This is a genomic window from Natribacillus halophilus (assembly GCF_900100185.1).
Classification (GTDB): Bacteria; Bacillota; Bacilli; order Bacillales; family Marinococcaceae; genus Natribacillus; species Natribacillus halophilus.
On record NZ_FNEN01000021.1, the window covers coordinates 1 to 22,966 of the forward strand.

At 47.3% G+C, this 22,966-nt stretch carries 23 protein-coding genes and 2 pseudogenes; all 25 read left to right on the forward strand.

Annotated features, from left to right (window positions below):
• A pseudogene (locus tag BLS58_RS17870) lies at window positions 1-253 on the forward strand (IS1634 family transposase); the annotation flags it as partial.
• Window positions 254-362: 109 nt separating this feature from the next.
• On the forward strand, window positions 363-1,070 hold the full coding sequence (locus BLS58_RS15270; protein WP_090399748.1) for an MIP/aquaporin family protein: 708 nt from the start codon (window positions 363-365) through the stop codon (window positions 1,068-1,070).
• A 21-nt stretch (window positions 1,071-1,091) separates the two neighbouring features.
• Window positions 1,092-2,594 (forward strand): glycerol kinase GlpK, encoded by a 1,503-nt coding sequence (gene glpK, locus BLS58_RS15275; RefSeq protein ID WP_090399750.1) that lies wholly within the window; start codon window positions 1,092-1,094, stop codon window positions 2,592-2,594.
• 600 nt (window positions 2,595-3,194) lie between these two features.
• Window positions 3,195-4,061: a pyridoxal phosphate-dependent aminotransferase gene (locus tag BLS58_RS15280; RefSeq protein WP_245723206.1), complete on the forward strand. Its 867-nt coding sequence runs from the start codon at window positions 3,195-3,197 to the stop codon at window positions 4,059-4,061.
• A 34-nt stretch (window positions 4,062-4,095) separates the two neighbouring features.
• A pseudogene (locus tag BLS58_RS18090) lies at window positions 4,096-4,258 on the forward strand (glycerol kinase); the annotation flags it as partial.
• A gap of 88 nt (window positions 4,259-4,346) precedes the next feature.
• Window positions 4,347-4,574, forward strand: a complete 228-nt coding sequence (locus BLS58_RS15285; RefSeq protein ID WP_143018936.1) for a hypothetical protein — start codon at window positions 4,347-4,349, stop codon at window positions 4,572-4,574.
• 254 nt (window positions 4,575-4,828) lie between these two features.
• Window positions 4,829-6,439 (forward strand): glycerol-3-phosphate dehydrogenase/oxidase, encoded by a 1,611-nt coding sequence (locus BLS58_RS15290; RefSeq protein WP_176764805.1) that lies wholly within the window; start codon window positions 4,829-4,831, stop codon window positions 6,437-6,439.
• A gap of 5 nt (window positions 6,440-6,444) precedes the next feature.
• The gene (locus BLS58_RS15295) at window positions 6,445-6,987 is read left to right on the forward strand and encodes a glycerol-3-phosphate responsive antiterminator (protein ID WP_425433700.1); all 543 of its coding nucleotides are present in this window, start codon (window positions 6,445-6,447) and stop codon (window positions 6,985-6,987) included.
• 91 nt (window positions 6,988-7,078) lie between these two features.
• Window positions 7,079-7,531 carry a YndM family protein gene (locus BLS58_RS15300; RefSeq protein ID WP_176764796.1) on the forward strand — a complete coding sequence of 151 codons (453 nt, stop codon included), beginning with the start codon at window positions 7,079-7,081 and terminating at the stop codon, window positions 7,529-7,531.
• Between the two features lie 66 nt (window positions 7,532-7,597).
• On the forward strand, window positions 7,598-8,464 hold the full coding sequence (locus BLS58_RS15305; RefSeq protein ID WP_425433701.1) for an SDR family oxidoreductase: 867 nt from the start codon (window positions 7,598-7,600) through the stop codon (window positions 8,462-8,464).
• Window positions 8,465-8,655: 191 nt separating this feature from the next.
• Window positions 8,656-8,823: a hypothetical protein gene (locus tag BLS58_RS17695; RefSeq protein ID WP_176764798.1), complete on the forward strand. Its 168-nt coding sequence runs from the start codon at window positions 8,656-8,658 to the stop codon at window positions 8,821-8,823.
• Complete coding sequence (locus BLS58_RS15310; RefSeq protein WP_090399762.1) at window positions 8,813-9,082, forward strand: DUF2726 domain-containing protein; 270 nt, start codon at window positions 8,813-8,815, stop codon at window positions 9,080-9,082. Before BLS58_RS17695 ends, BLS58_RS15310 begins: the two co-directional genes overlap by 11 nt.
• Window positions 9,083-9,294: 212 nt before the next feature.
• Complete coding sequence (locus BLS58_RS15315; RefSeq protein WP_090399764.1) at window positions 9,295-10,218, forward strand: phosphate ABC transporter substrate-binding protein PstS family protein; 924 nt, start codon at window positions 9,295-9,297, stop codon at window positions 10,216-10,218.
• Between the two features lie 19 nt (window positions 10,219-10,237).
• Complete coding sequence (gene pstC / locus BLS58_RS15320; RefSeq protein ID WP_090399766.1) at window positions 10,238-11,161, forward strand: phosphate ABC transporter permease subunit PstC; 924 nt, start codon at window positions 10,238-10,240, stop codon at window positions 11,159-11,161.
• The gene (pstA, locus tag BLS58_RS15325; protein ID WP_090399767.1) at window positions 11,161-12,045 is read left to right on the forward strand and encodes a phosphate ABC transporter permease PstA; all 885 of its coding nucleotides are present in this window, start codon (window positions 11,161-11,163) and stop codon (window positions 12,043-12,045) included. The genes pstC and pstA overlap by 1 nt, the downstream gene beginning before the upstream one ends.
• A 6-nt stretch (window positions 12,046-12,051) precedes the next feature.
• Window positions 12,052-12,840, forward strand: a complete 789-nt coding sequence (gene pstB, locus BLS58_RS15330) for a phosphate ABC transporter ATP-binding protein PstB (RefSeq protein WP_090399769.1) — start codon at window positions 12,052-12,054, stop codon at window positions 12,838-12,840.
• Between the two features lie 14 nt (window positions 12,841-12,854).
• A complete protein-coding gene (gene pstB / locus BLS58_RS15335) occupies window positions 12,855-13,616 on the forward strand; it encodes a phosphate ABC transporter ATP-binding protein PstB (protein WP_090399771.1) in 762 nt (253 codons plus the stop codon).
• A 12-nt stretch (window positions 13,617-13,628) separates the two neighbouring features.
• Window positions 13,629-14,288 carry a phosphate signaling complex protein PhoU gene (gene phoU, locus BLS58_RS15340; protein ID WP_090399773.1) on the forward strand — a complete coding sequence of 220 codons (660 nt, stop codon included), beginning with the start codon at window positions 13,629-13,631 and terminating at the stop codon, window positions 14,286-14,288.
• A gap of 43 nt (window positions 14,289-14,331) precedes the next feature.
• Window positions 14,332-15,051 carry a response regulator transcription factor gene (locus BLS58_RS15345; RefSeq protein WP_090399775.1) on the forward strand — a complete coding sequence of 240 codons (720 nt, stop codon included), beginning with the start codon at window positions 14,332-14,334 and terminating at the stop codon, window positions 15,049-15,051.
• Window positions 15,048-16,805 carry a two-component system histidine kinase PnpS gene (pnpS, locus tag BLS58_RS15350; RefSeq protein WP_090399778.1) on the forward strand — a complete coding sequence of 586 codons (1,758 nt, stop codon included), beginning with the start codon at window positions 15,048-15,050 and terminating at the stop codon, window positions 16,803-16,805. The genes BLS58_RS15345 and pnpS overlap by 4 nt, the downstream gene beginning before the upstream one ends.
• Before the next feature lie 232 nt (window positions 16,806-17,037).
• Window positions 17,038-19,671 (forward strand): DNA polymerase I, encoded by a 2,634-nt coding sequence (polA, locus tag BLS58_RS15355; RefSeq protein ID WP_090399779.1) that lies wholly within the window; start codon window positions 17,038-17,040, stop codon window positions 19,669-19,671.
• A gap of 15 nt (window positions 19,672-19,686) precedes the next feature.
• On the forward strand, window positions 19,687-20,508 hold the full coding sequence (mutM, locus tag BLS58_RS15360; RefSeq protein WP_090399781.1) for a DNA-formamidopyrimidine glycosylase: 822 nt from the start codon (window positions 19,687-19,689) through the stop codon (window positions 20,506-20,508).
• Between the two features lie 66 nt (window positions 20,509-20,574).
• A complete protein-coding gene (ytaF, locus tag BLS58_RS15365) occupies window positions 20,575-21,222 on the forward strand; it encodes a sporulation membrane protein YtaF (protein WP_090399782.1) in 648 nt (215 codons plus the stop codon).
• 12 nt (window positions 21,223-21,234) lie between these two features.
• Window positions 21,235-21,840 carry a dephospho-CoA kinase gene (gene coaE / locus BLS58_RS15370; protein ID WP_090399784.1) on the forward strand — a complete coding sequence of 202 codons (606 nt, stop codon included), beginning with the start codon at window positions 21,235-21,237 and terminating at the stop codon, window positions 21,838-21,840.
• A gap of 83 nt (window positions 21,841-21,923) precedes the next feature.
• Window positions 21,924-22,952, forward strand: a complete 1,029-nt coding sequence (locus BLS58_RS15375) for a glyceraldehyde-3-phosphate dehydrogenase (RefSeq protein ID WP_090399787.1) — start codon at window positions 21,924-21,926, stop codon at window positions 22,950-22,952.
• The last annotated feature ends 14 nt before the right edge of the window (window positions 22,953-22,966 follow it).

Genomic DNA, 22,966 nt, shown 5'->3' on the forward strand with positions numbered 1-22,966 from the left:
AGAGGAACGGATTCAATCTCATATCCTAATCAATTGGTTAGCACTCTTATTGATTCGAGTCGCGGAAGTCGAAACCAAACAAACGTGGCGAACCATCCGGAAAACGATGGAGCAGATGCATCTCGGCCATTATTCTTCTAAAAAAGGAGACTTTCAGCAGCGCACAGAACTCACTCATGAACAACGTCAAACCCTACGCATACTAGGGGTTGAGACCCCTCCCAAAGTTTTCGACATTCGGGCTAAAACATAGTTACACGCCACCTATGTCCAAAAATCCTGCAAACCGGCATTCCTATGCCCATCTGCGGGATTTTGTTTGCCTAGCGACTGTTGAACTCGAGTGGGAGGGGATAAGCGATATGTACGAAATGTTAGCGGAGCTTCTCGGTACAATGACACTGGTTATTTTTGGTGCCGGGGTTGTGGGCGGCAACGTTTTGAAGCACACCAAATCCGAAGGGATGGGCTGGATCGGAATATCCATCGGGTGGGGGCTTGGTGTTTCTCTCGGTGTATTTGTTTCCGGAACTGTGAGTGACGGTCACATTAACCCTGCTGTTACGCTTGGATTTGCGGCAATTGGAGATTTTCCGTGGTCGCAAGTGCCTTTTTACATTATCGGTCAAGTCTTCGGCGCCTTTATCGGCGCGGTCATCATCTATTTTCACTACCTTCCCCATTGGAAAGCGACAGATGACCCAGGGGCGAAATTAGGCACATTCGCGACAGATCCGGCGATTAAACATTATCCTTCCAACTTTGTGAGTGAAGTGATTGGTACGGGTATGTTGTTGTTTGGGCTCCTTGGTATGGGGGCACATACATTTACAGATGGATTGGAGCCGATTTCGACTGGTCTCTTAATCGTCGCGATTGGGTTATCACTCGGCGGAACAACAGGATATGCCATTAACCCGGCTCGTGATTTCGGACCACGGCTTGCTCATTTTGTTTTGCCGATCTACGGCAAAGGTCCGTCTAACTGGGAGTACGCGTGGATTCCCGTGTTCGGCCCGGTCGTTGGTGCTGTTCTTGGTGCAGCGCTGTATGTATTGCTGTTAGGATAAAAAATGAAGGAGGTTTTAATCATGGCAAACAATCACATCCTGGCGATTGATCAAGGAACAACGAGTACACGGGCGATTTTGTTTGATGGAGAAGGACAACCGGTTCATACGGTACAAAGAGAATTTACCCAACACTTTCCACACCCCAGTTGGGTCGAACATGACGCGAATGAAATTTGGGGCTCGGTGCTATCGGTGATCGCCGGTCTTTTTACGGAAGTTGAGATTGAACCTGCAGATATTGCCGGTATCGGGATTACGAATCAACGGGAGACAACGGTGATCTGGGATAAACATACAGGTCGGCCGATTTATCATGCTCTTGTATGGCAGTCCCGTCAAACGGAACCGATCGTAAATCAGCTAAAAGAGGATGGACTTAATGAAACGTTTCGACAGAAAACCGGCCTTTTGCTCGACCCTTATTTTTCCGGAACAAAAGTGAAATGGATCTTGGATAATGTCGATGGCGCGCGGGAAAAAGCTGAGAACGGGGACTTGTTATTCGGAACGATAGATACGTGGTTGATCTGGAAATTGAGCGGTGGGACGGCTCATGTGACGGATTATACGAATGCGGGACGTACGCTGATGTTCAATATTCATGATTTAAAATGGGATGAAGAGCTGCTAGATATTTTAGATGTCCCTAAACAGATGCTTCCGGAAGTGAAATCTTCTTCCGAAATCTACGCGGAAACGGTCGAGTATCATTTCTTTGGCGAAAAAGTGCCCATAGCGGGTGTAGCCGGTGATCAGCACGCGGCTTTATTCGGGCAGGCGTGTTTTGAAAAAGGCATGGTGAAAAACACGTACGGCACGGGTTGTTTTATTTTGATGAATACCGGCGAAGAAGCGGTCACCTCCGAAAATGGGTTGTTAACGACGATTGCCTGGGGGCTCGATGGCAAAGTCGAATACGCGTTGGAAGGCAGTATTTTCGTGGCAGGATCTGCGGTGCAATGGCTTCGAGATGGCATAAATATGATCGACCAATCGCCGGATAGCGAGGATCTTGCCACGCGAGTAACCTCGTCTGAAGGTGTTTATTTCGTACCTGCTTTCGTCGGATTGGGTACGCCTTACTGGGATAGCGCTGCGCGCGGGGCAATGTTCGGGATCACGAGAGGAACGGAAAAAGCGCATCTCGTGCGGGCAACGCTTGAATCCCTGGCCTATCAAACGAAAGATGTTATGGCGGCGATGGAAAAAGACGCAGGTATCCCCTCGACAAAATTGCGTGCCGACGGAGGGGCCGCCGAAAACAATTTTCTCATGCAATTCCAGAGTGATCTCCTCGCTGCACCGGTGGAACGGCCAACTGCCAGTGAAACAACAGCTTTAGGGGCTGCTTATTTGGCCGGGTTAGCAGTCGGTGTCTGGAACAGCAAAGAAGACATCGCGAAGAAATGGAAAGTGGATCGATCGTTCGAGCCGGCAATGGAAACATCCGAGCGACGGAAACTCTACAATGGTTGGAAAAAAGCCGTGGAAGCGACGATGGTGTTTAAGCCGGAGAATTAGATAGTACAGAGGGGTAGTAATCATCATAATACACTGCCCCTTGTTCCTCAGGATCAGTCCTTCAAGGATGAAAAATATTGGTTTAATCATTTTACTGATCACGAGAATCTCAAATTTGTGGGGGTCCCCCAACGAATCAAAACGATGAACCGTTTAGTTTTTAAACTGCAATGTGAGAAAATTCCTGGTATCTGGTTGACGTTTCATATGGTAGTGTTAGTTCTTTTTTAAAAAACAAGAATGGGTGACTTATCATGGATGCAATAGAAAAAAGTTTTTAAAACTTGGTGCTGAATATGCACCTGGACAAGAAGTTCGACAGAATACAGATGAGCTTAAACTAAAATATGAGAAATTTTCTGGAACGCCGGTTGATTTTTCTCACGGTGATGTAGATGCTTTCGAGCCAATTCCTGGATCGAAAGATGTCTTTGTTGAAGGAGTCAATCGAGGTGATAAGCAGGCCTACACTCAGTATCGTGGAAATAAAGATATCAGGAAAGATGTAGTTGAAAAGCTTTCTTATTTTACGGGTACAACAATTGACGTTGACCGAATTTTATCATTACGCCAGGAACACAGGGGGCACTATTTCTTGCTATGGGATCTACTGTTTCCAGGGGCGACAAGGTTGCTATCGTGGAGCCGGACTATTTTGCCAACCGAAAACTGGTTGATTTTTTTGATGGAGAAATCGTACCTATACAGATGGATTATTTAGGGACAGACACTTCCGCTGGTTTGGATTTAACTCAGCTGGAGGATGCTTTTAAATCTGGTGTGAAACTCTTTTTGTTTTCGAATCCAAATAACCCTACAGGCGTTATTTATTCACGGGAGGAAATTCGTACAATTGCAGAACTTGCAAAGCAGTACGGGGCAACGGTTATCGTTGATCAACTGTACTTTCGTCTTATCTTTGAGGGACGGATCTATACACATCTATGTGCACAGGATATTATAGATTCCGAAAATGTAATTACGATTATGGCACCATCGAAGACAGAGTCACTCAGCGGATATAGGCTGGGTGTAGGATTCGGATCAGCCAAAATTATTGACCGCATGGAAAAACTGCAAGCCATCGTCTCTCTACGTGCCGGTGGATATAGCCAAGCTGTCTTGAAATCTTGGTTTTCGGAACCGAACGGTTGGATGACCGAACGAGTTGCCCAGCACCAGGCAATCCGGGATGATCTCGTCGCAAAATTGCGCGCTGCAAAAGAGTTTAAAGTAAGAGCTACTGACGCAGGCAGCTATCTGTTCCCAAGTATTCCCGAATTAGGTGTATCGATAAATGAATTCGTGAAGGTGCTTCGCTTTCAGGCCGGTGTTACGGTAACCCCTGGGACAGAATTCGGTCCACAGTTTAGTGATACCTTCCGTATCAACTTTTCACAGGATCATAAAGCGGCAGTTGACGCCATAGAACGTGTCATTCAGGTAGTGGAGGCGTATCGACAATGAGCACATCGGGAGAAAAAAGCAAGCTTGTACAAAATTACGAGCGGACGGTTGCTGCCGAAACAATTTCCTCATGCAATTCCAGAGTGCCCTCCTCGCCTCACCGGTGAAACGACCGACTGCTAGTGAAAACGCTTGGGGCCGCTTACTTAGCCGGTTTAGAGGTTGGTGATTGGAACAGCAAAGATGATATCGCGAGTGGGTCGATCACGGTCTTTATTAATGCATGAGTAATAAGTATCTATATCAAATAAAATCACTTGCAATTAACCCGAGGAGGAGGCGAAAGTGATGGAACTGATGACGTCTTATGAACGAAGAGGGCTTGAAAAAGGAAAACAAGATGCCATTTGTACGGTTTTGGAAGAAAAGTTCGAGTCGTCTACCGATGCAGAACAAGAGAAAATTCGCTCTATCGATCATTTAGAATCGCTTGATGACTTGCTAAAGCAACTTCTCTCCGCGGAAACTTTGGAGCACGCACAGGTGATCATTGAGCAGGCAGAAAATAAATAACCATTCCCTATTCCCATTCCTGGAGTATCATCCACAAATCATCCGCATCGCTTTACTTTAACCTTAAACATGATTTTGATATGATAGAAGTAAGTTAATAACCACTGATCGGAGTCAATGAGAAGATCACAGCAATCAAGAGGATGGGGATACGTCCATTTTGAGAGGCCTGTGATCTTTTTTACGTTTTAAATGCAAATGGAGGGATTGAATTGACTTTTTCTGCCCAAACAAGGGATGTGGCCATTGAGCATATGAGTGAGACGAACCTTGATGTATTGATCATCGGCGGAGGCATCACAGGCGTGGGAATCGCACTTGATTCGCAAACGCGCGGGATGGAAACAGGTCTGATTGAAATGCAGGATTTTGCAGCGGGAACCTCGAGTCGTTCCACGAAGCTTATTCATGGCGGTCTCAGGTACCTGAAGAATTTAGAATTTAAAATGGTGGCGGAAGTTGGAAAAGAGCGTTCGATCGTTTATGAGAATGCGCCGCACGTGACAACGCCGCTTCGTATGATGCTGCCATTTTATAAGGGAGGAACATTTGGCTCGTTTACGACGTCGATGGGGTTATCGATCTACGATCGACTCGCCGGGGTTAAAAAAGCGGAACGTCGTACGATGATGAACGTGAAAGACGCGAGGCAACAAGAACCGATATTAGCGGATAAACATTTGCGCGGGGCTGGCATGTACGTGGAATATCGCACCGACGATGCCCGCTTAACGCTGGAAGTCGCGAAAACAGCGGCTGAAAAGGGCGCGCATCTTGCCAACTATGTACAGGCGGAATCGTTTATTTATGATAATGACAAAGTGATTGGCGTTGTTGCCCGGGACGTAATCACCGATAAAGCGATCAAAATTTACGCGCGGAAAATTGTTAATGCCACCGGTCCCTGGGTTGATCACCTGCGGGAGCAGGATCGTTCAAAAACCGGAAAAACGATTCATTTATCGAAAGGTGTTCACCTCGTCTTTTCCAAAAAGCGCTTGCCTTTGCAACAGGCGATTTATTTTGACACACCCTTTAAGGACGGACGGATGATGTTTGCGATACCGCGGGGTGAGAAAGTCTACGTGGGAACAACGGAAACGGATTATGATGGGGATGAACGTGAACCGGGCGTGACGGATGATGATGTCGCGTATATTATTAAAGCGACCAATGCCATGTTTCCGGGTTATCATATCGCTACAGATGATGTGGAATCGAGTTGGTCGGGCTTGAGGCCGCTTATTCATGAAGAAGGAAAGGACCCATCGGATATTTCCCGTAAAGACGAAGTTTTTCATTCGAAAAGTGGCCTCATGACTATCGCCGGCGGAAAATTAACCGGCTACCGCAAAATGGCCGACTCCATTGTCTCCATGGTCGCCGAGGAGTTGGAAAAAGAAACAGGGGCATCCTACCCGGCTTGCCAAACGAAAAACCTTGTCCTCTCCGGCGGTGATGTCGGCGGATCGCAGGAACTTGTTTCTTTTAACGAAACGCTCGTTAACGCCGGCATAAAACTTGGTTTAGATGAGAAAACGGCCAGGGAGTTGGTGGAACGTTATGGGTCCAACGTCTCGCAAGTATTCATGTATCTTGAAGATGACGAAGCCGAAACGTTTCAACTTCCGAAGGCTGTTTGGGCGTCGTTACGTTATGCTTTAGAACATGAAATGACGTTAACACCGGTTGATTTTCTGCTTCGTCGCACGTCATTTCTCTTGTTTGATATCGATACGGCGCGGAAAAATAAAGATGCGGTTGTCGAAGCGATGGCCGTGAAGCTTCAGTGGACAACGCATGAAAAAGAAAGACGTATGAGGGAACTCAATAATATGTGGAAAATCATGACGTTTGAAAGGTGATGGGTGTGTTTAATGGACAGAAAATCATTCCAGCTGTGAAAGAGATGAAGGATTTTGAACGTGTACTAAAGCGAGAGGAAGCCTATTTTGTCGTCCTGGAAGTTCACATCTCCCAACTGGCGAGAATGAGAAAAGCGGCACGGGAAGCGAATAAAAAGATGATTCTTCATGCGGATCTTGTGCAGGGACTGAAAAGCGATCGACACGCGGCGGAATTTCTCTCCCAGACCATTAAACCCGCGGGCATTATTTCTACCCGGGCTGATATGCTTAGAACCGCCAAAAAGAATAGCGTCTTGGCGATCCAACGGATGTTTCTGCTCGACACGATCGCCCTTCACACGAGTTATCAACTGGCCCGGAGCGTAGAACCGGATGTGATCGAGTTGCTGCCGGGCATCATCCCGTCCTACATACGGAAAGTGCACGAGGAAACAGGCATTGACATTGTTGCAGGCGGGCTGATTGAAATCGAAAGAGACGTAAGACAAGCCATCGAGGCCGGGGCACGAGCAGTAACGACGTCGCGCCATGACCTTTGGAAGTAGACATTACCCTGATCAATCCATCTGTCCGTTTGTGGTTAAACAGACAAAAACAGGACAGGATAATGGGTGGATGAGAAAGGGGCTGATGGATATGAAACATGTTGGGGCAGTGATTATTAAATTCCTGATGATGACCTTCGTGTTGTGGTTTATTTTCGGTCTATTTGGCGATGTTTCTTTTGCAAATATTTTGTTGATCAGTGTTGTTTTAACCGGTGTATCATATCTCGTTGGTGATCTGTATGTATTATCCAACTTTGGCAATACAGCGGCGACAATCGCTGATGTGGTGATCGCGTGGTTAGGGATCTGGGCGCTGGGCAATGCGTTATTTCCGAATTGGGGTCTTTTTTGGCTGGCATTGCTCACTGCGGCGACGATTGCGGTATTTGAAGCATTTTTCCACATTTACATGGAGAAAATCGTTTTGACTGACGAGGATTCAACTTCGAATGATACATCATCGAAACATTTGCAGACTGAATTCGGTTCAGACATGGATGTGAAGTCTGATGCCAAAAAAGGGAATAAAAACCGGAAGTGAAGTTTCAACCTTCCCATGTAGTGGTACAAACATAATACGCTAAAATTAATGAGGGAGGTCTGTTCTATCGATCCGAGAGACATGCAAGTCGGAAGTACGCCCCGTCAACGCCAGGATAAGCAACCGGGCATTGAATCAGAGATGCAGCCAAAACCGGCTCAACCTACGGATTATAAAGGAACGGGCAAATTAACAGGTAAGGCTTCGCTGATTACCGGCGGTGACAGCGGGATCGGACGCGCGGTGGCTATTCTTTATGCAAAAGAAGGGGCCGATGTGGCGATTTCCTATTTGGATGAACATGGCGATGCAGAAGAAACGCAAAAAATGGTCGAGGCAGAAGGGCGCAAATGTTTACTTCTACCCGGAGACATTAAGGAAGAATCCCATTGTCAGGACCTTGTTGAGAAGACGGTTGCCGAGTTCGGGAAGCTTAATATTCTTGTAAACAACGCGGCGATTCAATATGTCCGCGATGATGTGCTTGATATTTCCAGTGAACAGTTTGAAGACGTCTTTCGGGTGAACTTCTTTTCCCAGTTTTATTTAACAAAAGCCGCGGTTCGTCACATGCAGGCAGGTGACTCCATTATTGCCACTTCCTCCATTAACGCTTACCGCGGAAATCCGATTTTTATGGATTATTCGGCAACTAAAGGGGCCGTAACTTCATTTATCCGTAGCATTGCTCAAAGCCTTGCCGATAAAGGGATTCGCGCGAATTCAGTGGCGCCCGGACCGGTGTGGACACCGCTGATCCCATCTTCGTTTGATGAAGCCGGCGTAGAAAATTTCGGTCAAGGCGGCTTGATCAACCGACCGGGCCAACCATCGGAACATGCCTGGCCTTATGTGATGCTCGCTGCTGACGAGTCTTCTTATATGACCGGGCAGGCGATTCACATTAACGGTGGGGATTATACGTCGTCATAACTCGCGAACCCTTCCTAAAATAGATCGCATGAAAATCAGTTTAATTTTTCAACTTCTGTCACAGCCCTAAACTCATAAACGATCCTAGCGATTGAAGGTTCTTTCTCCTTTAAGCGATAATTATCATAATATGGATTATAATGGAAAAACCTTATTGATTAACTATTGGCTGCCAAGGAGGAGAAACAGACATGACTGATTCTTTTCGTTTATTACAAAAGGGGGAAGAGAAATCATCATTACCAAGCTTTCGGGACTGGGAGATGAGTGTACAGAACGGAAAAACTATGGTAATTGTCCACTTTTCTTCCGGTAAAACATTCCGAACCTTTTTAAGCGAATCAGAAATTGCACAATAAACTGTCGTTAACAAACCGTGAACAGGAATATGTGGACCAAGCTGCTCACATTGATTTGCTTATTTTTTATAAAGTAGGGAAAGATCCTGTTGCTGCAATTGAAGTGGACGGCAGTCATCATGATTATGACGGTGAAACTAAGAAAAGAGATCGATTAAAAGAGCGTATTCTAGATAAAGCCAACATCCCGCTTCTGCGTCTGCGTACGGATGGCAGCGGAGAGGAAGAAAGGGTTAAGACCATGCTAAGAGAATTGTAGGCCCTATTCTGATTCCTGTTGAAGTGTGGGATGAAAACATTGACTGGAAGCCACCCTATTATAGTAGAAAGCGCGCAGAAGCGGGGAAATCACTCGTTTCTGCTTTTTTTATGCTATCTTTACACAATCTTTACATAGCGTCCATATCTCCTCAACATTCATCAATTATAGTGAAATTGTACAACAAAGAAGACATAAAAGGGGAGATGGAGATGAAAAAGCACGCATTCATGATGTTAGTGGGCGTTGTAATGCTGACCGTTTTAGCGGCTTGTGGCGGAGGCAATGGTGAAGAAGCTTCCGGAGAAGTCGATAGTACGAATGATGAAGATGCCGAGGCAACCGGCGGTGACTCGGATTCACTTACAATTGCCGGTTCCAGCGCGATGCAGCCGTTGGTCGGTGCTGTGGCAGAAGTTTATCAGGAAGAAAATCCGGATGCCAGCATTGACGTGCAAGCCGGAGGTTCGGGTGCAGGGTTAAGTCAAGTGTCGGAAGGACAAGTGGACATTGGCAATTCTGACTTGTTTGCTGAGGAAGAAGATGAGATCAATGCAGACGAGCTCGTTGACCATCGCGTAGCGGTTGTCGGTATGGGGCCTGTCGTGCATCCTGATGCCGGGGTAGAAGATTTAAGCCAAGATGAATTGATCGATGTATGGAGAGGAGAAATCACCAATTGGTCTGAACTCGGTGGTGAAGATCAGGAGATTACACTCGTAAATCGCCCTGACTCCTCCGGGACACGTGCAACGTTTGTTGATTTTGCCCTTGAAGGTGAAGAGCCGGCTGAAGGGATTACGGAAGACTCTTCAAATACCGTAAGACAGATTGTTTCGGAAACACCGGGCGCCATCGGATACCTGGCATTCTCTTATTTTGATGACAGCATCTCGTCCATGAGTGTGGATGGTGTTGAACCTACACCGGAAAATGTGCAAACAGGCGACTTCCCGATTTGGGCTTATCAACACTCTTATACAAACGGGGAAACTGAAGGTTTAGCGCAAGATTTTCTGGATTTTATGATGTCGGATGAGATTCAGGACACCTTGGTTCCGGAACAAGGGTATATTCCCGTGACGCAAATGGAAGTGGAACGTGATGCAGAAGGTGAAGAGACACCGGTAGAATAGGGAACAGGTGATAACGGTTATGGAGACGAATCTGAGAGCGAGTGAACGGCTCGTTCGCAAGTCCAGAAAATTATCTTTGAAAAATCCGGAACGAAACGGAAAAATTGTTGTTTATACCGCTGCTTTTCTAACCGTAGTTGCCACCCTCGCTGTGACAGTATTTCTGGCACAGCGGGGACTGCAATCATTCTATATGAGCGACATAAATCCACTGGAGTTTTTTACGTCAACAAACTGGAATCCGAGCGGTGACAACCCGACCTATGGCGCACTCATATTCATCTTCGGTTCATTGGCGGTGACGTTAGCGTCAGCGGTCATTGTTGCTCCCCTTGGGATTGGAGCGGCTATTTTTATGACGGAAATCGCCCCTTCCTGGGGGAAGAAAGTGCTTCAGCCTGTGATAGAAATCCTTGTCGGCATTCCTTCCGTTATTTACGGTTATATCGGTTTAACCGTTCTCGTTCCGTTCATTAGGGAACAAGTCGGAGGGAGCGGCTACAGTTTGATGGCCGGCATTGTAGTTGTCTCCGTCATGATATTGCCAACGGTCACAACTTTATCGGCAGATGCGCTTAATCGTTTGCCCAATGGCCTTAGGAGTTCCTCGTATGCGTTGGGGGCCACACGTTGGCAAACGATCCGTCGTGTTTTGCTGCCGGCGGCAATCCCCGGACTTTTAACAGCGGTCATTCTCGGTATGGCGCGTGCGATCGGTGAAGCACTTGCCATTCAAATGGTCATTGGTAACACTGAGCTTCTTCCCGGATCGCTCCTTGATCCGACGGCAACGATGACAACGATTATTACACTCAATATGGGGCATACAACGTTTGGAAGTGCAGAAAACAATGTCCTGTGGACATTAGGACTGATCCTCCTTGCGATATCTTACTTGTTGGTTATGGCCGTGCGTTTTTTGGGTGCCAGGAGGAAGATTTGATGAATCGAAAACTCACCGACAAATTGGCGACACTCATCTTTACACTTTTTGCGGCTGTGATTGTCCTTGTCCTTGCTGCTTTGCTCAGCTATGTGCTTTATCTTGGCATTCAACAAGTCAGTTGGGATTTTCTCACGAGTAAATCGAGCAATTTCAGAGCAGGGGGCGGCATTCAGGATCAATTATTTAATTCCTTTTATATTCTTTTATGGACGATGATTTTCACGATACCGCTCGGTCTTGCCGGCGGGATTTATATGGCGGAATATGCCGAAGACAATAAATTGACAGCAATCATACGTGTTTGTATTGAGACACTTGCTTCTTTGCCTTCCATTGTCCTTGGCATGTTCGGGTTGCTCGTTTTCGTCAACACGTTCGACATTGGATATTCCGTGTTGTCGGGGGCATTGACGCTTACCATTTTTAATATGCCGATTATGATCAGAACGTGTGAAAATGCTATCCGTTCCGTGTCGCCGCAACAAAAGGAAGCGGGACTGGCGCTTGGATACACGCATTGGCGCACCATAACGACCGTCTTATTGCCGAGCGCTTTTCCATCGATTCTGACCGGCATTATATTATCCTGTGGTCTTGTGTTCGGCGAAGCGGCCGCTTTGCTGTATAGCGCAGGGATGACAACGCCGAACCTTGATTTTGGCAATTGGAATCCGTTCGCGGAGACGTCGCCCTTAAATATTATGCGTCCCGCGGAAACCCTTTCCGTGCATGTCTGGAAAGTGAATAGCGAGGGCATTATTCCGGACATCCGTGACGTCGCTGACGGTGGGGCAGCCGTGCTTGTCACCGCGAACCTGATTTTCAACATTAGTGCCCGCCTGCTTGGTTCATGGATTCATCGAAAATTAACCTCAAAATAAGGAGAGATTGGTTTGGTTACAGTAGCTTTGCCTGAAACGATAGAAACGGCGTTCGACGTTCAAGGACTCAATATTTTTTACGGAGCTAAGCAAGCCATTAATGATATAGATTTATCGATAAAAAAACACGAAATAACAGCGTTAATCGGACCATCGGGTTGTGGGAAATCAACGTTTTTGCGTTCGATTAACCGGATGAATGATGATGTTCCGGGTTTTCGTGCCGAAGGCCTCATTCAATACGATGATATCAATTTGTTGACTGACAATATCGACACGGTCGCGCTTAGAAAAGAAATCGGCATGGTCTTTCAAAATCCCAATCCGTTCCCAAAATCAATCGCGAAAAACATCACGCAGCCATTAAAAGAGCACGGAATAAGATCTAAACGGAAGCTGACTGAACAAGTAGAAACGAACCTTAGACGAGTGGGGCTTTGGGATGAAGTTCGAGATCGGCTCGATACATCCGCCTATTCCCTTTCCGGCGGCCAGCAGCAACGTCTGTGCATCGCGCGGGCGTTATGTATCCACCCGGAAGTTTTGTTGCTCGACGAACCGGCGTCTGCCCTGGATCCGATCGCAACGGCGAAAATCGAAGACCTGCTTTTACACTTAAAGGACCACTACACGATAATCCTCGTCACCCATAATCTCCAACAGGCAGCACGAGTGGCCGATTCGACTGCCTTTTTCTATCAAGGGGAAGTCGTTGAGCATACGGACACTGAGCAATTTTTTTCAAACCCGAAAGAAAAGCGCAGTGAAGACTATATATCGGGACGTTTTGGTTAACGGAGGGAGAACTATTGACTGAGGCCATTTTTAAAACGGAAAACCTGAAAATTGCTTACGGAAAAAACCAGGTCATTCACGGCATTGACTGGGATATTATCGAAGGGGAGGTGACCGCGCTCATTGGGCCGTCCGGGTGCGGGAAGTCGACCTTTTTAAAAACACTCAACCTCCTGGTTCGTTCCATGTCTGACGATGTGAAATTAAGCGGGTCCATTACATTTTCCGGAAAGAATATTCTCAATGATAAAATCGACGCGATTGACTTGCGAAAACAAATTGGCATGGTTTTTCAACAACCCAACCCTTTTCCCAAGAGCATTTTCGAAAATGTAGCCTATGGTCCGCGTATCCATGGGGTTAAAAAGAAACGGGAGTTGCAAGAGATTGTCGAGCAAACATTGATCGAGGCGTATTTATGGGATGAAGTCAAAGATCGTCTTGAAGATTCTGCCCTCGGCCTCTCCGGCGGTCAGCAACAGAGGCTGTGTATCGCACGGGCGCTTGCCACCAAGCCGGATGTGTTGCTGATGGATGAACCAACGTCTGCCCTTGATCCTATCTCCACACTGGGGATTGAGGAATTGATCAGGAAACTGGAAGGCCAATACAGCGTGATCCTGGTGACCCATCAGATGGAACAAGCGGCGCGGGTATCTGATACAACGGCTTTTCTATACATGGGTGAATTAATCGAAACGAACAAAACGAGCCAGTTGTTTTCCAATCCTACAGAGAAGCAAACGGAAGACTATATTACAGGAAAGTTCGGATAGGGGGGATAAGGGATGACGCCTAGACAAACTTTAACGACAGAACTCGAGCGTTTAAATATTGAAATCAAAACTATGGGCAAACTTGCGTATGACGCAGTGGATCAATCTTTGCAAGCGTTGAATAGGCAAGATTTGGATTTAGCGGACTCTGTCATCGAGCGCGATCAAAATCTCAATCAAAACGAAGCGAACGTCGATGAATGGGCCGTGAACGTCATCGCGACGCAACAACCGGTTGCCACCGATCTACGACAAGTGCTTGCTTTTATCAAAGTCGCCGTGGATTTGGAACGGATCGGGGATCTCGCTGTAGAGGTGGCGAAATCTGTCACACACATTGAGGGCCAGGATCTTGCTAATGAAGGGGAAGCGTTGGAGAAGATGGGACAAGATGCGCTTGCCATGATTGTGCAAGCATTGCATTCCTTTCGGACATTGGACGTCACCGAAGCGTTGGAATTGGAGACAATGGATAATCAGTTAGACCAACAATATAAACAAATGATTCACACGTTGATGAAACATGCCGGTGCGGATCAAGCGACGGCCCCGCAATTGCTACAGTTGGCCTATATTGCGCGGTCGATTGAACGTATAGGCGATCACTGTACAAATATTTCCGAGCAAGTATTGTTTGTTGAAAAAGGTGAACGTTATGATCTCAATTCGTAGTTATAGTAAGATATAGATAGATGGCGAACGAAGGAGCGAAGCTATGGCTTACAAATTGTTGATCGTGGATGATGAAGAATCCATCATCACACTATTAACCTACAACCTTGAAAAAGAAGGATATACCGTTGACAGCGCTGGTGACGGGCAAGCGGCAGTCGATTTGGCCATGACGCACGCGTACGATCTCATTGTGCTCGACTTGATGCTTCCCGGGATGGATGGACTAGAAGTTTGCCGACATCTGCGGGAACAGAAGGTGAACGCCCCCATTCTCATGTTAACGGCTAAAGATGAAGAATTCGATAAAGTTTTAGGATTGGAACTCGGTGCTGACGATTATATGACGAAACCGTTCAGCCCCAGGGAACTTATTGCGCGGGTGCGGGCGATCATTCGCCGGGTGGAACAGGCGGGGGCAACGACATCCCCGGACATGCGGGCAGATCAGGAGAAAAAAACCCTCGGTGACATTGACATTTATCCGGATTATTATGAAGCCTACGTCAATGGAGATCAACTCGAACTCACGCCAAAGGAGTTCGAATTGCTGCTTTACTTAATGAACCACCGTGGACGGGTGTTGACGCGGGACCAATTACTGAACGCGGTTTGGAATTATGAATTTGTGGGAGATACACGTATTGTTGATGTACACATCAGTCATCTGCGTGAAAAAATAGAGCCGGAAACAAAAAAGCCCGCTTACATTAAAACGGTAAGGGGCATTGGCTATAAAATGGAAAGTCCTGATAAACCATGAATGCCTTTCGTTCCCGCTTGATGGTTTCTTTGTTGGTCATTATTTTGCTTACGCTTGTGGCCCTAGGCTTTCTAATTGGTCAACTGATCAACAATTTGTATATAGATGAAACGGTGGATCGTCTGCAAAAAGAAGCGCAAATGATCGCCTCTTTTGTAGAAGAAAGCGACGATGATCCCCAAACACTCAGTGAAGAGATCGGTATGCAGCTTGATTTACGCATCACATTCCTTGCTGAAAATGGGGAGGTCATCGCGGAGTCGTCAGACGTTGACAGCGACGACATGGAAAACCACCTGGGTCGGGAAGAAGTTCAATCGGCCGGGAATCCCGAGGGGGCAACGATTCGTGAGAGTGAGACCCTCGGAACAAGCCTTCTCTATTATGCCCACCCAATGGGTGAAGGTGATACGAATGAAGGCTACGTAAGACTCGCGCTTCCCATTGATGCTGTCCAGGATGCAACCAGTCAGATGTGGATGATCATTACTGTCGGTTTTCTGACTGCTCTTTTTGTTATTGTCGTCTTAGGTTATCGGGTGACGCGAAGGCTGACTCGTCCCATTGACGATGTGACGGCCATGGCGAATGAACTCGCGAAAGGAAACTATCGAGCGCGGACCCATGATGAGACGAGTGATGAACTGGGACAATTAACTCGTTCCATTAATACTTTGGCCTATAATCTGCAAAAAACAACGTCAAACTATCAGCGCCAGCAAGAAAACCTGGAAGCGTTAATCGATAACATGGGTAGCGGTCTTTTGTTCATTGATGGCAGAGGGCGTATAACGCTTGCGAATCGCATGTGCGATGATATTTTTCACACAGATACGAATGAATGGCTGGAAGACCTTTACTATGAACGTATTCATGATCACAATTTTGTTCAATTCATTCAGCGTGTCTTTCTAACCGAAGCGCATGCTCACGAACCGTTGCAGTTTGACGATGGTTGGACTGTAAAGCACTATGAAGCATACGGAACGCCGGTTATGAATGACAAAGGTCAGTTACATGGCGTGGTCATTGTCCTTCACGATATTACAGGTCTGAAACGATTGGAAGAGATTCGGAAAGATTTTGTCGCCAATGTTTCCCATGAATTAAAGACCCCGGTCACTTCACTCAAAGGTTTTGCGGAAACGTTACTCAGCGAACCGATGGATCATCATGACTTGCAACGACAGTTTTTGGAAATTATCTGGAAGGAAAGTGATCGCCTTCAAGATTTGGTGAGCGATTTGCTCGAGTTGTCACGCATTGAAACCCACAATTTTCAATTGGATTTACAACCGATCGATCTTGCGGAAATCGGAGCAGAAACAAAGCGTTTATTAAGAAAAAAAGCGGGTGACAAATCGATAGCATTTAACGTTTCAAATGAGGGGAACACGGAAATGATCGGCGATGCGGCTCGTATAAAGCAGATGCTCGTGAATTTGCTGACAAACGCCATCGCTTACACCCCCGAGGATGGAGAAGTGGAGCTGCATATTTATGAGGAAGACAACTTCGTCGCTTGCCGCATCAGTGATACCGGGATAGGTATTGAAGAACAGGACCTCCCGCGCATATTCGAACGCTTTTATCGCGTTGACCGGGCACGGAGTCGCGACTTGGGCGGCACAGGCCTTGGTCTCGCCATTGTTAAACATTTATTGGAGGCGCATGCCGGTACGATCGAAGCTGAAAGCGAGCCGAACGTAGGCACAACGTTTACGATTCGCCTTCCGAAAGATTGGAATGGCTGATAAACCGTTTGTTTTGGCTGATATATTGCAAAATTCGTTACGACATGTCCATGTTTAGTAACGGTCGGCAAGGTTCCACCGCCCCATCCTGCGTATGTAGCTCGATTTTATACGAATTTATCAATAAACATCCCCCATTGTATCCCGGGGGATGTTATTTAGGTTCACGAGTGACAATTATGATAGAATAAAAACAAGACATACAGGTTGGCCGAAAGGAGCCTTGCGATTTATGAATAAACTCGTGCTTGTAGACGGCAACAGCGTGGCATACCGCGCTTTTTATGCTTTGCCGCTTTTATCGAATGATAAAGGGATTTATACGAACGCCGTCTACGGTTTTACAACGATGCTACTTAAAATTTTAGAGGAAGAACAACCGACGCATATGCTCATCGCTTTTGACGCCGGCAAAACGACCTTTCGCCATGAACAATTCGAAGACTATAAAAGCGACCGACAGAAAACACCGCCGGAGCTCTCGGAGCAGTTGCCGATTATTCAGGAAGTGCTGCAGTCATTCACCATAGCCGCGGTACAAGTCGAGTTATATGAGGCCGATGATATCATCGGGACGCTTGCCAGTCGTGCCGAAGAAAAAAACTGGCAAGTTCGCGTTTACACCGGGGACAAGGATTTGCTGCAGCTCGTTACCGATGAAACCCACATTGCCATCACGAAAAAGGGAATCACGAATGTCGAATGGTATGATCCGAAAGCCATCGATGAACGATACGGCATTCCGGCCACGCACATTCCCGATATGAAGGGGCTTGGCGGAGATTCTTCGGATAATATCCCCGGTGTGCCTAACATCGGCGAAAAAACAGCCCTGAAATTGTTAGGTGAATATGGCGCGATTGAAAACGTCCTTGACCATGCCGATGATGTGTCCGGCCCAAAGATGCGCGAACGTCTCAAAGAATACCGGGAGCAGGCACTCATGAGTAAACAATTGGCGGTGATTAACCGCGAAGCGCCGGTTGAACTGGAGCTGGATAAGCTCGCCTACAACGGATATGACAGTAAACAGGTACGTCAGCTTTTCAAGGAATATGGCTTTAACTCCTTAATGAATCAGATTACAACCGATGAGGATATAGAAGAAGAGGAAGCTGCCCTGGAAGACTTTGAGTTCCAACACGAAGAAAATATAACAGACGAGATGCTCGTCTCGCCTGCCGCCCTCATCGTGGAGGTGCCAGTGGAGAATTATCACAATGCCGAAGTGTGGGGCGTTGCCATCGCCAATAAGAATGGCTCATTCACGGTCCCCGCTGCCAAGGCATTAGCGTCCGAGTCGTTTCGCGATTGGCTCGCTGATGAAACAAAAGAAAAATACTTATTTGATGCCAAACGGGTCCTCGTCGCTTGCGGATGGAAAGATATCGAAATCAAGGGCGTTTCTTTTGATGGCCTCATTGCCTCCTATCTGTGGGATCCTTCTTTATCAGCCCATGATATGGCGGATATTGCCGAGCGCCGGGATATGCACACCGTCCTGGCTGATGAGAGTGTGTATGGCAAAGGCGCGAAGTTTGCAAAACCGGATACGGCAACGTTGAATGATCATCTTGCCCGCAAGGCAGCCACGCTCTGGAAATTAAAAGAGGGACTCGTTTTAGAACTCGGTGAGAATGAACAAAGCGAACTGTTTTCTACATTGGAGTTGCCGTTAACGTTGGTGCTCGCGGAGATGGAACTCCAGGGGATCTCCGCGGATGAACAACAACTCGTTGATATGGGTGAGGAACTCGACGAACGTCTAGACACGCTTGAAAAAGACATCCATTCCCTCGCCGGCGAATCGTTTAATATCAACTCGCCGAAACAATTGGGTCCGATTCTTTTCGAAAAGCTTGAACTCCCGGTGATCAAAAAAACGAAAACCGGGTATTCCACCGCTGCTGACGTTCTCGAAAAACTTGCAGATGAACACGAGATCATCCCGAAACTCCTGCACTATCGTCAAGTTATGAAGTTGAAATCCACCTATATCGACGGCTTGCTCAAAGTCATTCATGAAGATACGAAGAAAATCCACACGCGCTTCAATCAGGCCATCACGCAAACCGGGCGTTTAAGTTCGGCGGAACCAAACTTGCAAAATATCCCCGTCCGCCTGGAAGAAGGGAGAAAAATTCGCAAGGCCTTTGTGCCTTCTGAACCCGACTGGGTTATTATGGCTGCTGATTATTCGCAAATTGAACTCAGGGTCCTCGCCCATATATCCGGCGATGAAAAGCTAAAAACAGCCTTTCATGAAGGTCAGGATATTCATACGAAAACCGCGATGGATGTTTTCGATGTCGAAAGAGATGACATCACCGATACGATGCGGCGTCACGCCAAGGCAGTAAACTTTGGGATCGTGTACGGGATTAGCGATTACGGATTGTCGCAAAGTCTCGGCATCACGCGGAAGGAAGCACGCTCGTTTATCGATCGTTATTTTGAAAGCTATCCGAAGGTGAAGGCATATATGAATGAAGCGATCCTGCAAGCTCGGGACGAAGGGTTCGTCACTACGCTGTTAAACCGTCGGCGCTACCTCTCGGATATTAATAACCGCAATTTTAATCTGCGCAGCTTCGCGGAACGAACAGCGATGAACACGCCGATTCAGGGAACGGCTGCTGATATCATCAAAAAAGCGATGATCGACGTTGCAGAGCGTTTGTACGATCAAGATTTGCGCAGCCGTTTATTGCTGCAAGTCCATGATGAACTGATATTTGAAGTACCCCCAACGGAAATCGAACATATGCAAAAGTTGGCTGCCGATACGATGACGGAGACGATCGCGCTTGACGTGCCGCTCATCGTCGATGTGGAGTATGGAAAAACATGGTATGAAGCAAAATAAGGGGAAGCAGATGTTATGCCAGAATTGCCGGAAGTGGAAACTGTCAGGAAAACGTTAGTCCAGCTTGTCCAGGACAGGCAAATTGTCGATAGCGAAGTGAGCTGGCCGCGAATGATTAAGAAACCGGATGATGTGGAAGCATTTCGGTTCTTACTCGCCGGCCAGACGATAAGAAACATCAGCCGCAAGGGGAAGTTTCTGATTTTTAACCTGGATGATTACGCCCTCGTTTCTCATTTGCGTATGGAAGGTAAATACAGCATTGGCGGAGGCGAAGCGGATAAACATACCCATGTGCGTTTTTTTCTTGATGATCACCGGGAACTTCATTACCGTGACGTGCGCAAATTCGGAACGATGCACCTGTTTCCGGCGGGAACGGAGTATGATGTCGCGCCTTTGGCCAAGCTGGGACCGGAACCGATGGAGGGGTCATTTACCCCCGAGTATTTACAGCGTATATTTGCCAAAACGACCCGCAATGTGAAAGCGGTCTTGCTCGATCAAGCAGCGGTGGCCGGTCTCGGTAACATTTACGTCGATGAGGCGCTGTTTAGAGCCGGCATTTTCCCGGGGATAGCGGCCGCTTCTCTCGATAGGCGGGCTGTAGCACGTGTTCACCGGGAAACGATCGAAACGTTGGGCGCCGCTATCGAAGCCGGCGGGACCTCCATTCGTTCCTATTTGAACGGAAACGGTGAAATGGGTTATTTTCAACAACAACTGTATGTATACGGAAGTAAAGGACATCCTTGCAAAAGGTGCGGAAGTGAGATTGAGCGCGCGGTCGTCGCAGGCCGGGGCACGCATTATTGTCCGAGCTGTCAGTGTTCGTAATGAAGTACATTGGATAGGCTCCTGTCATAGGCTATTTTAAATAGATAGCTGGAGGGAGCAGATCTCATGGAAAGCTGGATGGCTTTACTCGTTCTGGCCTTCGCGGTCAGTCTCGATGCCTTTGGGGTCGGGATGACGTATGGGATGCGAAAGCTCAAAATTTCCGTATTGCCGGTTGTTCTTATAGGTTTTTGTTCATTCATATCCGTCTTGCTGGCGGGATTGTTTGCGCAAGTGCTTTTTAACTATATCCCTCCCCAATTCGCGGATTATCTCGGGGGAGCGATTTTGATCGGCATTGGGTTATGGGCCATTTATCAAGCGATGCAGCCGAAGGAACAGCCTTCCGCCCCTGTTCGCAAAAAGCAGGAAGGAACGATGGTGAACTGGGAAATCAAGAAATTGGGGCTCGTGATCAAAGTGTTGCGAAAACCAACGGCCGCTGATATGGATGGCTCCGGAACGATTTCCGTAAAAGAAGCGATGCTCCTCGGCTTTGCCCTCGCATTGGATGCCTTTGGCGCCGGCTTCGGAGCGGCGATGCTCGGTTATCCGGTTATCGTCTTTGCGGTGTTCGTATTCGTGATGTGCTCAGTCTTTTTAGTGCTTGGGAAAAAAGGCGGCTTCCGGCTCGCGGATCGCAAAACCATTGATAAACTCGTGTTTTTGCCAGGTTTACTCATCGTATGCATCGGCATTTTTAACTTTATATAGAGGTGGTTAGTTATGATCATAGGGCTCACCGGCGGCATTGCCAGCGGGAAAAGTTTGCTCGCTGACGATATGCGTTCCCGGGGGTTGCCGATTATCGACGCGGATGCGATTGCCAGGGAAGTCGTCGAGCCCGGCAAACCTGTCTACGAAAAAATAAAAGCCTTTTTCGGCGCTCGTGTTTTTCACGAAGACGGGACGCTGGATCGTAAAGCGCTCGGCCGTATCATTTTTGCCGATGAAGAGAAACGGCAATGGCTTAATAGTACGATGCACCCGGCGATCAGCGAAGAAATGATGGCGAAAAAAGATGCCCTTTTTGAACAAGGGCATCATACACTTGTTTTCGACATTCCCCTGCTTATAGAAAATAACCGGATGAACACGGTTGATCGCGTGTTACTGGCATATGTGGATGAAGATGTGCAGCTCAAGCGCCTGATGGAACGGGACGGGAGCAGTGAAGAAGAAGCGCTCGATCGCATTCGCTCACAAATGCCATTAAAAGAAAAAAAGGATTATGCGGACGCGATTGTCGATAATAACGGCAGTCGTGATGAATCAAGTGAACAATTGGCGTACATACTAGCAGAGTGGAATATTGATCCGCGTAAATCATAAACATCGTACAAGCCATCGTTATATGATATACTAATCAATATAATGAAGGTAATTAGTATATCATAAATGGGAGGCAATCGAAGATGAGTGCAACAGTGGCGATTAATGGTTTCGGTCGTATAGGAAGAATGGCATTCCGCCGGGCTTTTTTTGATGATAAGTTGAACATCGTCGCGGTAAATGCGTTATACCCGCCCGAGACACTCGCACATTTACTCAAGCATGATAGCGTACACGGACGGTTTGATGCGACGGTTGAAGCCAATGAAGAAGCCATGATTGTAAATGGCCGGGAAATAAAAATCGTGCAATCGCGGGAGCCGCGGGAATTGCCCTGGGAAGCGTTGGACATCGATGTGGTGATTGAAGCCACCGGCAAATTCAAGTCGAGGGAAGCCGCGAGTGCCCATCTGGATGCAGGAGCCAAAAAAGTGGTGATTACCGCGCCCGCGAAGAACGAAGACGCGACGATCGTCATCGGTGTTAACGACAGCGATTATGATGACGAACAACATCATATTATTTCCAATGCCTCGTGCACGACGAATAGTCTCGCACCTGTCGTTAAAACGCTGGATGAAGCGTTTGGCATCGAGAGCGGGTTAATGACGACCGTTCATTCATATACGAACGATCAAAACAATATCGACAATCCACATAAAGATTTGCGGCGGGCACGTTCCTGCGGACAATCGATTATTCCGACAACGACAGGAGCCGCGAAAGCCATCTCACTCGTTCTGCCCCATCTTGAAGGTAAATTGAATGGAACAGCCTTACGGGTACCGACACCGAATGTATCGTTGGTTGATCTCGTCTGCGATTTGAACACGGATGTGACGGAAACAGATGTCAACGATGCCTTGCGTTCGGCCTCGAACAAAGAATTAAAAGGCATTTTGGGCTGTTCCGATGAACCTTTCGTTTCGGTTGATTACAACGGCGATGAGCGCTCTTCGATTATCGATACATTATCGACGATGGTCATCAACGACCGCCAGGTGAAAGTGCTTGCCTGGTACGACAATGAATGGGGCTACGCGTGCCGAGTTGTGGACCTCGTTCGCCTCGTCGCTGAAAAGTCAGCGCGAACTTCCACTGTCAAAGGATAAAAGTCATTGGACGT